Source organism: Winogradskyella sp. ABM4_392, assembly GCF_056160445.1.
In genome coordinates, this window is sequence record NZ_JBSWXE010000010.1 from 49,883 (window position 1) to 64,442 (window position 14,560).

8 protein-coding genes are annotated in these 14,560 nt (G+C 33.2%); 6 read left to right on the forward strand and 2 right to left on the reverse strand.

The features are described 5' to 3' along the window. The first annotated feature begins 55 nt into the window (after positions 1–55). Entirely contained in the window at positions 56–271 is a 216-nt protein-coding gene (locus tag ACXAFS_RS15125) for a hypothetical protein (RefSeq protein ID WP_475308009.1), read from the forward strand. A 121-nt stretch (positions 272–392) separates the two neighbouring features. On the opposite strand, the gene ACXAFS_RS15130 is transcribed toward ACXAFS_RS15125, so the two are convergent. After that, positions 393–785: a prepilin-type N-terminal cleavage/methylation domain-containing protein gene (locus ACXAFS_RS15130; RefSeq protein ID WP_475308010.1), complete on the reverse strand. Its 393-nt coding sequence runs from the start codon at positions 783–785 to the stop codon at positions 393–395. A gap of 105 nt (positions 786–890) precedes the next feature. Further along, positions 891–1,565, reverse strand: a complete 675-nt coding sequence (locus ACXAFS_RS15135) for a response regulator transcription factor (RefSeq protein ID WP_475308012.1) — start codon at positions 1,563–1,565, stop codon at positions 891–893. A gap of 191 nt (positions 1,566–1,756) precedes the next feature. Between ACXAFS_RS15135 and ACXAFS_RS15140 the strand changes: the two genes are divergently transcribed. The 5 genes from ACXAFS_RS15140 to ACXAFS_RS15160 form a co-directional block, all read left to right on the forward strand. Further along, positions 1,757–2,293 carry an OmpH/Skp family outer membrane protein gene (locus tag ACXAFS_RS15140; RefSeq protein WP_475308013.1) on the forward strand — a complete coding sequence of 179 codons (537 nt, stop codon included), beginning with the start codon at positions 1,757–1,759 and terminating at the stop codon, positions 2,291–2,293. 31 nt (positions 2,294–2,324) lie between these two features. Next, complete coding sequence (locus ACXAFS_RS15145) at positions 2,325–2,909, forward strand: hypothetical protein (protein WP_475308014.1); 585 nt, start codon at positions 2,325–2,327, stop codon at positions 2,907–2,909. Positions 2,910–2,962: 53 nt separating this feature from the next. After that, entirely contained in the window at positions 2,963–3,511 is a 549-nt protein-coding gene (locus tag ACXAFS_RS15150) for an outer membrane beta-barrel protein (RefSeq protein WP_475308015.1), read from the forward strand. Between the two features lie 10 nt (positions 3,512–3,521). Beyond that, positions 3,522–9,797, forward strand: coding sequence for a hypothetical protein (locus ACXAFS_RS15155; protein WP_475308017.1), 6,276 nt, complete (start codon positions 3,522–3,524; stop codon positions 9,795–9,797). Between the two features lie 10 nt (positions 9,798–9,807). After that, the coding region (locus ACXAFS_RS15160) for an RHS repeat domain-containing protein (protein ID WP_475308018.1) at positions 9,808–14,560 on the forward strand (4,753 nt) is incomplete at its 3' end.

Below are 14,560 nucleotides of genomic sequence, written 5' to 3' on the forward strand. Positions count from 1 at the left end.
AACGTTTTTATGTTCAGACTTGTTTTTTAAGAACAGGTGCATGATCAGGGAAAATATGAGTCCAAAGACAAACACGACTAAAAATGAAATACTTGAAAATGTGAATGCTAATGCCACAAATAATAAACCATCACCTAGACCGAATGTGTCGGAAATGGATGTCCTTAACTTCAGTTTTGAATATGCAAATACTATAAATATCAAGAAGATTACAAAGCATACATTAATAAAGAGAGAGGTTTTAAATAGTTCGGGCATTACATTGTTGTAAAATAATATACCTGAACAAAGGGCGATTATTGGGAACAAAAACCAGTATACCAATCGCTCTTTTATATCTTGATAAAATACCATCAACAAAGCCATAATCAACATGATTTTTACAGTAATCACTAATCCTTTACGATTTGCTTTGGCGCACCGTTTTCATCGATTTCCCAAACATTTAAGATACCATCACCATCAAAATCAGTTACTGCTTCCGCTCTTGCTTTAAAACTGTTATTTGTAGCACTCAGAATTTCATACCTGTAGTTGGCTCTTCCTCCTTCATTAACAGTTTTTGGTGCTTCAAAATCTATTTCGCTCAAATCTAGTGAGTATTTAGAGTACATATACCTGTATGTTGTTTGTGAATTATAGATATGGCTCAATTGTAATTGTGCCTCTGTACTTTTTGCTTTACTGATAAGAGGCATTAGATTTGGCAAAGCCAAAAGCAGCAATATACCAATGATCACCAATACGACTAGAACTTCCTGAAGGTTATAACCAGTTACTTTCATATTCAAAGAAATAAGTAACTAATATAATAATATGTATTAATGACTTCGATCAAAACACCTTACAAAAAGTAAGGTTTAAACTTATTTTTTGTAAGGGAGTGTCTTTTACAAGAATCCATTTTTTATGGCAGAATTTATTAAAGCGTCGTCATCTTGTTTTTGGGTTTTAAAGACCTCTTTTAGATAGCGCTTACGTCTTTCGATTCCAGCTTGCGATAAAGGTACGGTATTTTTAAGATCTTTTGTTTTAGTTCCTTTTGCTATTTCATAAAGCAATAACTTATCGACTTGGTCTAAATTTATATTGCTAGAATAGTGTTTTCGTAGTAACTGTAATATTGTTGAACTATAAAAAGGGATATTATTTAATGTGTTATAAACAACATCACTAATGGTTTCCATACCAACATCACTTTTAAAGAGTAATCCATCAGGATTTAAATTTTGTAAAATCTTATGAAATAAAAGAGCATCATAATGTCCAGAGATTATGACGATCTTAGTTGGTGGGTTTAATTTTTTGAAGTTAATTGCCAACTCTTCTCCAGAAGTTATCTTCGAATTATCAGAAGGCAATCTAATATCTAAAAAAACTAGATCATATGGGCTGGTTGGCATATTTTTTTCAAACTTTGATAGAGCAGAATCTCCGTTTTTTGCATAATCTACCTTGAATTGCAACGCCTTATTTACTTCGCTAAGTTGATCTAAAGAATTTTTATAGGCATCAAGTATGATTAAATGATCATCTACAAGTAATACTTTGATTGTTTGTTTCATTAAATAGTGTAATAATTTAAACTTTCTTTAATGAGCTATTTAGTTTTACGGGATTATAAATATATAAATATTTTTATTACTGTAACCCTTATAAAAAATAAGGCGTTCCCTTATATATTATAAGGTTGTTTTTAATGTGTTTTGGTAAAGTGTTGTATACTTTTATAGGCATATACTTACAATCAATCTTTATGAATAAATTTTCCCTCCCACTAGCAATCATTGCTTTATTTATTTCAGTCTTTACTTTTTTTTACCTACAAACATCTTCTCAGCTAGTTTATGTAGATGTCAATAAGCTTATGGAAGGTTATGATAGAACTAAAGTTGTAAGAACGGAATTTGAGACAAAGTCGAAAACACTTAATGCTAATGTAGATAGTCTAATGGTAAATTGGCAAAATGAACTTAAGCTCTATGAAAAAGAACGTTCTCAGATGACCAAGAAAGAATTAGAACTTAAACAAGAATTATTAGGTAGTAAACAACAGCAAATTAACAATTATCAACAAGCTATACAGAAACAAATCCAAGAGGAAGATAAAAAAGCTACCCAAACGGTCATCAATGATATTAATGACTATGTAAGAGAATATGGTAAAAAACATGGTTATAAAATTATTTTCGGTGCGAGTGGTGGAGGAAATATCATGTATGCTGATGAGGTTACAGACTTAACTGACGAAATTTTAGAAGGATTGAATGCAGAGTTTGGGGGCAAAGAGTAATTACTTGTGGACGATTTTAAGTGTTTCGTCAATGTTTATGTTCTTCTTAAGTTGTAGTCAAAAAAGCTTTGATAGTGAACAGCAACTTCTAGAATTTTTGCAGGATGAAGCTAATGGCTATAAACAGTATAAAACCATAAATGGTGTAGATTTTAGTCTTATGTATAGACCGACAGATTTACTAGTTAAGCAGGAAATAGGAAATAGCAAGATGCCAATTGATAGTGTAATTAAGCTAAGGGAAAAATATAAACATTACATATACTTTAATTTAAGTATGAGTAAGAACGGGCAAGAACTATTGAGTACGGCACCTAAAAACAGAAATGAGTTTGGGGCTATGGTGAATCAATTAGCATTTGGTATGCATGAAAAAGTGCATTTATACACACAAACAAATGATACTTTGGAGATGATAGATTATGTCTATCCAAGGATGTATGGTATGAGTAGGGCAACGACCATGATGTTTGTGTATCCTAGGGAACACGAAAAACTAAAACAACAGGATATCTTAAACTTTACCATTGAAGATTTAGGGCTTAGTACAGGTGAGGTAAAATTTAAAATTAATACAGATAAATTAAATGATGAACCAAAATTAATATTTGAGTAAATATGAAGTATTATATTATAGCTGTAATTACCCTCTTTTCAAGTCTAAAATTGATGTCACAGGATTTAACATATGGTATTGAAGTTGGTACTAGTATGTCACTCATATTAGAATTAAACCCGATAAATAAAGGTTATGGCACTTACTCAGAAGGTCAGCTTGGATTATATGTAGGCGGATTTGTAAACTATAAGATAAGTAATAAATTAGGGATCTATGGTAGTTTAGCATTTGACAATCGTAAATCTAATTTCTCTATAGATGAAAATAATCCACTAATAGTCAATCATAATTATTTAGTTTTAAATCCATCGCTTAAATGGAGTTTTTCCGAATACAACAAAGGGTTCTATCTAAGGCCGGGTCTTAAGTACGCTTTGTTCCTTAGCTCTAAGGAAGAAGAGAATCAATTGGAGATTTTGAACGATTTTAATGGGCTTTTTTCTGTCAATTTAGGTTTTGGATATGATGTTAATAACTTTATAGGTCTTGAGCTATTTCTTGATTATTCTCTTAATGATGTCCTTGCTGATTCCAGCTCAAAACTCATGAGCGGAACGTTTAGAGTCAACATAAACCTTCAACAAATATTAAATAATTAATTTCTTGAATATGCAGTACAAATCGAAGTTTTCGCATAAGGTCATAGCCATATTTTTTATAGTAACTTTTGTTCCGTCATTACTACCCTATAATTATTTATTTGCAAGTAATAATGGGCCAAAAGCCCCAGAAGCAGGGTCTTTTGAACCTGTTGACGCTACGGATATGGTTAGCTTATTAACAGGTGATGTCAATTATGTATTACCGCTTTTAGATGTGCCTTCACCAGAAGGCAACTATCCAATAACTTTGGCATATCATGGCGGAATAGCTTATGATCAAGATGCAACTTGGGTTGGTTTGGGATGGAATTTGAATCCTGGGGTAATCAACAGAACTATTAATGGATATCCGGATGATTGGGCAGGTGGTCTTATCAGAAATAGGAATAAATATGAGTTTGAAGTAAAATCAATTAATATTTCCTTAGGAATTGGTGAAAAAGTTCAAGCAGAAATTGGATTGGGATATTCCTGGGACTCTAATGGATCTCAAAGTGGTTCAGTTAGTCTTTCGATTTCTGATGCTAAAACAGGTATGTCAGCATCTGTTGGGGTTGGCTACAGTAATACAGAGGGATGGAGTGCCAATGCTGGCGTGTCTCTTACTAGAGGCAGTAATACAATTGGAGTTGGAGCAGATACCAATGGAAATGCAAATGTATCACTAAGTTCCAGAAATAAAAATGGCGATTCAGTAGGTGTTTCATTTGGAACTAGTGGTTTATCAATAAATGCTCAAAGTAGTGGAATTGGAAGCGCAAGTTATTCTTCAAACCAATCTGTTTCTCCAGATGTAACAACACTTAATGTAGGTGTTAAAATTCCACTAGCTCCAAAAACTTTCCTAAAGTTAGGATACTCTAAGATTAAGTATTCAAAAAATGAGACTTATTTAAATAAAGTTTGGGGGCCACTTCATTACAACAAGCTTAATGATAATCCTAAAACAGCTGACGATGTAACTTACAGCAATACAATTAGTACAGAGCACCATAGAGACTATTTTATGGATTCTTATGATCAGCCGTTACCTGAGTCTGAGAAAGAAATCATTGATTATGATGATACTTTTGAGAAGTATCAACATTCTTTTTCTAATCCTGCTTATGATAGTTATGTGGTTAATGCTCAGGGGCTTTCAGGTTCAATGAAGCCAAGGTTGTTAGAAAATGCATATTTAATAGGTAAGGGGTATAAATTAGAGTATGATACACATGAAGTTACACCAGAAGGTAATTTTCTTTTAGATATTAAAGATGGCGTTTCAGTTAATCCAGCTTCTCTATTAAGCAATAATCCTGGCCTTCAAGGAGCAGTTGCTATAGAAGGTGATTGGGGTGGATTTATAGCAAATTCTAATATTGTAAAAAAGTATGAAAAATTAAGTGCTGTAGTAAATCATCATTTCAATTCAAGTAGAAGATTTAATAAACGTTTTGGTAACGGTTACAACGATTTACATTTTTATTTTGATCATCAATTACATTCTAATTTATTAATTAATGAAAATACAATAAATACAAATGTTTCTTCATCTGCTAATAATATTAATGATTTCTTTAATGGAAGTCACGATAACCGAATTGGAAGGGTTGAAAACACAAACTTTATAGAAACTTTAACTAATAAGGAAATAAATATTTTAAATAATAATGGTGGATATTTTTTAGAATCCAAAGATTTTAATAGAGTAACCCAAAAGGGAGCTAGGGACCACGGCATAGGTGCTTATAGAATTACCACAGCAGATGGTAAAACCTATCATTATTCTCAACCGGTTTATCATTACGAAGAGTTTTACAGGCAATTGACACCTAAAGCGGATTCTGACCCAGAACATCCTGAAAATTATTCAGAACACAAGTTTTACCATGAGCAAAGAAAAATAGAGCCATATGCAACGCATTGGTTATTAACAGCAATAACAGGTCCAGATTACGTAAAAACAAGTGGTAGTTCAATTAAGTATCCATCTGAAGGAGATTATGGTTATTGGATACGTTTTGACTATGGTGCTTGGACGGATGGTTATGTTTGGAAAAATCCAAATAAAGATGGAAATGTGTATAATAACCTTGTTTATGATAAAACAAATGCTGCCAGAGATTATTCTTGGGGAAGAAAACAATTGGTCTACTTAAATAAAATTGTCACAAGATCGCACACGGCTTTATTTGTTAAGTCAGTCAGGGATGATAATGAAGGCTCACAAATAGGGATACCTAATGCTCATCCTTATCATCCAGATAGATTTCCATCATATGAAGGAGACCATTATGTGTATTATCCTAAACAAAAGTCATTAAAACTCGATGAAATTATTTTAGTGAAAACGGAAAATGATAATGTTCAATTGGATAATAACTATGGAAATTTGGTGTCCAATCCCAATATACCCATAACCGTTGACTGGTATACAATGGATGATATTAGCTATCCTATAAATATGCAAAATAATGTACTAGACAATAAGGATCTACAATTAGGCACAAATGGCTATACAATATATAATGACGCACTAAAAGTTATTAAGCTTAATCAAGATTATAAATTGGCTGAAGATACCACCAATGGTATGCAAGGAAGATTGACTTTAAATGAGGTTGAATTTCTAGGAAGAAATGCTACGTCCTACATGCCTCCTTATGAATTTGAATATATAGGGGAGACAACAAATTACACACCTTGTATGGACTATGAAAACTGTAGTAAAGATGCTTGGGGCTACGATCGTGACAATGTAGATTTATGGAGTATGAACACAATCAAAACACCATTGGGTAGCGAGATTAGAATTGAATACGAAGAAGATGATTATTACACTGAAGCCTTTGCAAGACGTTATTGGACAGAGGGATTAACCTTTAAGGTGGAAAATTATAGTGATACACAGTATATTATTACGGTAAAGAATAGTCCTGACTTTCCAATTTGGCCTGACTTAACAGATTATTTTAACAAAGATGAAAAGGTAGGTTTAGATTTATGGATGGTTAGAAGAAGAACTGAAACCAGCAGTGCAATTGATGATTGTGATAGATTTGGGACTGCCTTTAATTTAAATATAAATCAAATTACAGATGATGATAAGATGCCTCGAGTGTTAGATGTTCAGTCCAATAATTTGGAAATCCTTGTAGACAAAGATTTAGGGTATGGAGGATTGTTTTTTAAACCAAATAGTGGTTGGAAAAATGGAAATATTCTTATAGGGCAAGAATTATGGCAATCTTCCACATGTCCATCGACTTATGATTATCAAGAAAAAGAAAGAGGTGAATTACCTACTAATCCTGGTTGTTCATCATTAGGATCTAGTAACCGTAAGCGACATGTTATGAGTTATGGATTAATTGCGAATAAAATTCCTGTTGCTGATACAGGTGGTGGTGTAAGAGCAAAATCAATAGCTACTTATTCAAGTACTGGGGATTTTTATAAAGTTGAATATGATTATAAGCACCCTTATAAGTATGAAAATTCAGGATTAAACAGATCTTCAGGAATTACATCTTACGCACCCGTTAGAGGATATAAATATGTTACATATCAAGCAGAACTTCCTGGACCTAAAGTAAACTATGAATATGTAACAATGAGTCAAGTTGGTATGAATGGTGAATCTCTAGGAAAAACACAATACCATTTCGATGTTCTAAAGCCTGCAATAAACATTTTCAGTAAGAACTTAACAATTGGTAATCATTTCAAATCTGAAGTCTCTGAATCCAACTTACCACACAGTACTCAAGGGGCTGATGTGAAATTATATGACAATACAGCAATGATAGGTAGTTTGTTAGATCAAACTGAATTTAATTCTGTTGGACATGTAATTTCAAAAAAGAAAAATAATTATAAAAGTTTTGATGCACTTGGTAGCACAAATCAAGGTTCTCTTCAAGAGTCATTTTTGTCTATGAAATCTATTTATGATTTACATGCCAGATATGCTAAGGTTAAATATAATTACAATCTGTTTGGTGATCTTGGAGATGAGGAAAATTCACTACCTATATCAGCTTTTGTCAATTATACTAAAAATTTATACTTGGAAGGAGAATCTTCATTAAACCTAAAGAAACGCTTTGCAAATGTTTCTACAAAAATCACGTATCCTATAATTCAAGAGTCTAGTGAAGTTCTTTCGAACGGACATAATGTGAAAACTGACTATCTATTCCCAGATTCAAAAACAGGAGAGTATTTAATGACTCGTACAACTTTATCAGATGGTACACAAATAACTAATGAAAAAGTACCAGCTTACAAAAAATATCCTCAAATGGGCTCAAAAGTAGATCATCCGGATAATAAGCATATGTTAACTCAGGAAGCTATGACGGTAACTAGTATTAATAATAACACGCTTAACGCAACTATTACAACATGGAAAAACGACTGGGATTACAGGAATCTAGATGGAAGTAAAGTCTCTCCTACATTGGATTCAGAAAAGATATGGAGAAAGCATAAAAGTTTTGTTTGGAAAGATGCTGTAGACCCTGTTAATGGAACTTATAATACTCCTGTTAGAATATACAATGACTATTTTGATTGGGAAAACAATGAGCCAACAGGGATTGGAACAGACAAATGGCAAATGGCATCAGAAATTACAGAATACACAAGGTGGTCTAGCCCAGTTGAAACAAAAGATATCAATGACAATTTTGCTTCTTCTAAGATGAGTGATAATTACTCTAAGGTTATTGCTAGTGGTAATGCTTCTTTAAATGAAATGCATTACTCAGGTATGGAGTATTTAGAAGGGGATAATTACCTAGATCCTGAAATTAATGGCGCAGCCTATCAAAGCAACGAAATGGCACATACAGGAAAGTTTTCGGCTAAATTGAATGTTAATAATGCTGTTACTGTCAACTTAAACCATGATCAAATGAGTAGTGGGAAATATAAGCTTTCAGTTTGGGCTAGTATTTCTAATTATAGATCACTCAAATTTAAAAAGGGATCAGCTTCAGAATCCTTTAATGGTGAAACAGTTTTTGCTTGCGATTGGGTGCAGTTAAACCATTATTTTGATATTCAGGAGAATAATAGCATCCAAGAGTATGGGGTTATTAATACTACAAGTAATACATCTGTTTATGTAGATGACTTTAGAATTCATCCAGTATACAGCTCTATGAATAGCTATGTATATGATCAAGATACTGACGAATTAACATATATATTAGGCGCTAATAATATGGCAACGAAATTTGTATATGACAAAGCAGGGCGTCTTTACAAAACGTATCAAGAAATTGAAAATCCAAATTCAAAGGATAGTGATTTAGTTAATGGTGGTTTTAAATTATTAAATAAATATCGCTACAACTACAAAGATGGCCCTGATGTTATTGCAAATTGGCCGAACCAAGAAGAGTGTAAGTGCTGTAATGATAATGGTCAGGATCTTCCACCAGATGAAAATGGTAATATGACTGTAACGGTTGAACCTTGTCCGTTTGATTATAAAACGATGCTTTCAGCAACAATTAAACAAGTTAAAGAAGGTAGTTTAGTGCAAACATTCTCTGTAAATCACCCATGTATTGATGAAAACCAAGATCTTCAGTCGCTTGGATTACCATCAATTAAATGGCGTTGGTTAGTAGATTATGAATCTAAGACTTTTTCAGATTTTATAGAAGGTGATATTCTACAACAAGTTCCATTTACTATTAAACCTTGTGAGTCAAAGAATGGAACTTATGATAAAGTTTGGCATGTTGAAGCGATGATTCCAAATACTGATGGAAAGCCAATTATTATTAGTGAAGAAATTATAGAATCTGGGTGTAAACTCCATCTTTCAACAGAAAAGTGGGCAGATATTGAAATATCTACAAACTATAATAGTTGTAGTGAAGAAAACATCTATAGTTTGAGACCATATGTAATTAAGCCTATGCATGATAATTATAGCTATACATATAGAACATTTAATCATGTAACAAATAGTTGGTCTTCTTATCTGCCTGTTACGGGAGATAAAAACACGTTCTGTGCTGATCCCTATTATATTACTAATAATTACTGTAAATCTGGTTATAGTAATTACCAAACTGTTCAGTATCGTGTTTTAGATAATGAAACAGGTGATTTTTACCAGTCTAACCCAATGGACATTTATTTAGATTGCACTACTGCAAGTAATCCGTCAAAAATAATTACAACTACTGAAGAGCATTATGAATATGCTCAAAATGGAAATGTTGTAGAGAAGGATGCTAACGGAAAAATAATAAACACATATAACATAAACAAACGTTAAAACTTAGGTCATGCAAAATAGAATCACATACACTTTGAGTATTTTTTTGGTTTGGTCTTTCCAATTTGTAATGGCCCAAGAGCAACCACCTATTCCACAGGATAATGAGAATTGGATTAGTTCTATAAATTATGATTATACTGGTAAAACGATTGGGAAAAATGTAGGTTTTTTCAATACATTGGGCAAACCAACACAAAACCAATCTTGGGATTTACTAACAAATAAAGTATGGAATTCTCAGATATTCTATGATTATAATGGTCGTCCTGCTCTACAAACTTTAAGTGCGCCACATGGTTATGATTTTGGTTACAATCCAAATTTTGTGATGGCAAATTTTTCTGGTATAGATACTCCATATAATACCTTTCATTTTGAAGGGTATGAAGATAATCCTACACCAATATCAAATACAAATGAATATACACTAGGATATTATTACAGTACTAACAGCGATAACGATTATCAAGATATTACCCAATATCCTTTTTCAAGAACTGTATTTAGTAGACTTAATCCTGGCGGAGTAAAAAAAGTACTAGGAGGTAATAAGGTAAATGGTGAGTGGCTTCAAAGTTATAGTTTTACAATGAAGGCCAGTGAAGAATTGAGTTATGTATCAGCATTTAACGATATTGTTTATAGAGATTGGAGAGTTGTTAAAACAGTAAATCGTGATGTGCATGGTATAGAAACTGTTGTCTTCTCTGATAGTGATGGTAAGGTACTTGCTGCTGCCAGAAGCGGTAATGAAGAAACAGGAACCATAACAAACGTAAAAAACAATGAAATCTCAATAGGGGAACAGGGTTGGGTAGATATACATATTTCAAAAGGATGTACAACATCCATTAGGCTATTTAGTGTAACGACAAATTCAGGAAGTACAACGGGAGGCAATAATGGTGGAAATAATTCTGATTGTGATGATCTCACTATCAGTGATGAAATTATAGCAATCCCTGATGAAGACACTCAAGATTGTTTCAACCAAAATCGCATGGCGGTTTATGAATCAAATCCTGAGAATTCTAGTAAAAGCGAACAACAGAAAAAACAAGAAGTAGGTGAATTATTATATGCAAGGGAGGTTTCTACAAATCCTAACTTACCTGAAGGTATTTATTATCGCATCTACGATTTGATTACCGAAGAGGTTGTTATGGAAGTAACTCCTGGTACACATAACCTGCCTTATGAGGGATTTTTTAGAGTTGAATTACGATACGGTATTTATGTCAATCTTGGTGCCTTACCAGTACACTATTCGTTTGGTGTTAATGAAAGACCTGGATATTTTGATTTAGAAAACAAAGACTATTTTGTTGACCATTGTCAAAATTATTATGATTATAGTTTAAATTATTATGACAAAGCTGGACGTCTATTGAAGTCCACGCAACCAAACGGGAAGGATTTTAATAGTGAGTTTAAATATAATTCGTTAGGTCAACTATTATCTACAAAAAATATTGATGAAGGTGAGGCGCGTTTTGCATATAGAAAAGATGGTCAAATACGTTTTTCTCAAAACACTAAACAACAGTTTAAAGAAGAGTTCTCATATACAAATTATGACCGATTAGGGAGACCTATTGAAAGCGGTGTTTATAGAGGAGGTGATATTTTTATACCAAATATTATATTGGCAGAAGATGGTACTACTCCATACGATCCACAAGAAGTTGAAATTTCAGGTCCTATAACACCTATTCATAACCAAAATATAGAGTTAGGTGGGTTTTGGGGAATATTTGGTTACGGGTACAAAAACAATGCATCAGAAAGCACTTCTTGGCAAAGTAGTTTAGCCTCCAATGAAGTGATTGTTGGTCAAGGATTTTTAAGGTTTAGGCCAAACTATTCTGATTCTATGATTCCCGATATAACCGATGACGGTAGTGGGCCAGGTGATGGCGGTGGTGTTATTATTACTAACCCAGATGATACAGGAATTAGTGATGATGAAACCAGTACCAATGTTAGTACAGACGAAAACAGAACAGTCTCTAATGGGAGAGGCTTACAAAGATCTTACGACTTTTATAGTGTAATTGTTGGACTTGTAGAAAGTAACAAAGACTCTGATTTTGTTGTTGATGATATATTTCCAATGGCTTATGGTATTAATTTAGTTGCGAAGATTAATCAGACTTCTGGAGCAGTGACTTACCATACACATATAATGGAAGATGGGCAGTTAGTTACAGAAACAGTAATTGATATAACAACTGGTAATCCTGTTGAGGTTACGCGAAATTTTGGAGCATTTGATCCTTCTGGGCAGTATAGTGTTCATCGTACTTCTTCAGAAATACAATACAAACTAAATGGAAATATATTTTATTCTTCCGCAAATAACAATTCACAAACTTTAGTTGCAAAAGCGCTTTTCAAGAATACTGAAGATGGCGTATCGTATATCTTACTAGATGAAGTTCTTGAAGCCCCTCCTGCTAATCCTTTTGAAGGAATCATAGATGAATTAGACGGGTTAAACGATAATAATTGCTACGAGCAACATTTTACGGAATATGATGTTCCAGATCAAGAATTGCAAGATAGACTTGCTGATTGTGGATTACCTCAAAAAGCGTATCAGCAAACTTTTTTATCTGGTAATGTTTCTAAAACCTATACTCTTAAACCTAGTACAAATGCTACTTGGTATAGTTATGATGTGTATGGACGTGTAAAATGGCTTGTCCAAATGCCTAATGGTATGGATTGTTTAAAAACCATAGACTATGTTTATGATGATGTCACTGGACAAGTCACAGAAGTTGACTACCAAAGATATAATAGAACAGAACGCTTTATTCATCGCTACAATTATAATGATGCTGGTCAATTAATTTCTGTTGAGACATCTACCGATGACAGTAATTTTATTCTACATGCCACATACAAATACAATGAAACAGGTCAACTCATAAGAACAGAATTAGCTGAAAACCTTCAAGGGATAGACTACGTTTACAATTTAAGTGGTCAATTAAAAGCTATAAACCATCCTTCTTTAAACTCAAATAACGATCCTGGAAATGATGGTGCTAATGGTTTTATAAGTGATGTTTTTGGGATGACTATACAGTACCATCAAGACGACTACACAAGGCCATCAACACCAACACCGATTTCAAACATAATAGCTTCTACTTCAAATCAGTTTAATGGAAATATTCAGGCCATACAATGGCAAAATCAAAATGGTGGAGCAAGTACTTACAGTTATGGATACAATAAAAATAATTGGCTAAAAGAGGCACAGTACAGCAGTTCTTCAGCGTCTTCTGGTGATTATAATGTTAATAATATCAGTTATGATGCTAATGGAAATATTAAGACTCTAAATAGAAACGGTTATACAGATGCTAATGGTGATAATGCTATGGATACATTTACTTATCATTATAAAACCAACAGCAATCAATTAACTACTGTGGAGGATAGCAATGATAACTCAGATCCAACACGATATAATGATCTAAAAAACCAAGCTGAACTTGAAACAAGTCAAGATCCTTTTGGTAATCCTGAATTGATTGTAACCAATGAAAACTATACTTATAATTCCATAGGGCAATTAGTTATAAATGCCCAAGAAAGTATTGGTTATGAGTATAACGCATCTGGCTTAGTAACCAAAATTAAAGGATTTTCTAGCTCTGATACAGATAACTATTTAACTCTAGCTGAAGAAAATTATGAAGGTGTAACTTGCAATAACGGTTGGAATACTGCTGAAATTTGGTTTAATAGTTTAGAAGGTGGTCTGCGTCATAATGGACGTATAGCTTTTGTAGATCAATTAGACCAAGAGGAAAATTTTGAAGATGAAGAATGTATGAGAGCAAGATTAATGGATGATTCAGGTGACCCGAACGATTTGATTGCCCTGCCTTTATATTGTTCAAATTTTGACTCTGCTTCAGACGCATCTTATAACAACAGACATCAGATTAACTTCTATGAGCACTCACCAAATAATACATATAGTACCTCTACAAGATTTAACACAGTGCCTAACGCCTATCATAAATTAAGCCTTGATGTATTATTATTAAAAGAGCAAACGCAACGTGTTACTAATGCGTCAGACCCAAGTGTATGGGAAACACAAACACAGCCAATAAACATAACGAATGCTCTTGTCGAAGTCTTAGAATATTCTAGTTCGGGAACAGAAACTGTATTAGCCACTACAAATATTACAAATAGTAATGCTTTATTCTGTAATCGTATTGCTAATAATGTAGATATTGCCTTTACGCCAACTAAGCAAAAGATTAAATTAAGGATAACTGTTGTTAATGATGGTGCAAATCCTGGGCTATTACCATCTAATTTTAGTAAAATATTTCAAACAATAGAGGTAGATAATATCCTTTTTCAAGTTGCTAATGAAGATAAACTTGCATTCTTCTATGACGATAGAGGCCATCGCATTCGTAAAGAAGTCTATAACGGTAGCAATACGCAAACCACATTTTATGTAAGAGATGCTTCTGGTACTCCTATGGCTATTTATCAAGAAGGTAATGGTCAACCGTTAGAGGCAAAGGAATACCCTTTATATGGGGCAAGTCGTTTAGGTATTTTATATAATGAGCCTAAGTACAGAGAAAAAGGAACTTATGCCTATCAGTTAACAGATCATTTAGGAAATGTACGTGCCGTAGTTATGAAAAGTGGGCCTAATGCTATATCTTTAACAAGTAAAACAGATTACTATCCGTTCGGGATGCCAATGCCAGACC

Bases quoted from the DNA above. Each gene is read 5' to 3' on its own strand.
- ACXAFS_RS15125 (WP_475308009.1), top strand. From the start codon at position 56: ATGAGTCCAAAGACAAACACGACTAAAAATGAAATACTTGAAAATGTG.
- ACXAFS_RS15130 (WP_475308010.1), bottom strand. From the start codon at position 785: ATGAAAGTAACTGGTTATAACCTTCAGGAAGTTCTAGTCGTATTGGTG.
- ACXAFS_RS15135 (WP_475308012.1), bottom strand. From the start codon at position 1,565: ATGAAACAAACAATCAAAGTATTACTTGTAGATGATCATTTAATCATA.
- ACXAFS_RS15140 (WP_475308013.1), top strand. From the start codon at position 1,757: ATGAATAAATTTTCCCTCCCACTAGCAATCATTGCTTTATTTATTTCA.
- ACXAFS_RS15145 (WP_475308014.1), top strand. From the start codon at position 2,325: ATGTTTATGTTCTTCTTAAGTTGTAGTCAAAAAAGCTTTGATAGTGAA.
- ACXAFS_RS15150 (WP_475308015.1), top strand. From the start codon at position 2,963: ATGTCACAGGATTTAACATATGGTATTGAAGTTGGTACTAGTATGTCA.
- ACXAFS_RS15155 (WP_475308017.1), top strand. From the start codon at position 3,522: ATGCAGTACAAATCGAAGTTTTCGCATAAGGTCATAGCCATATTTTTT.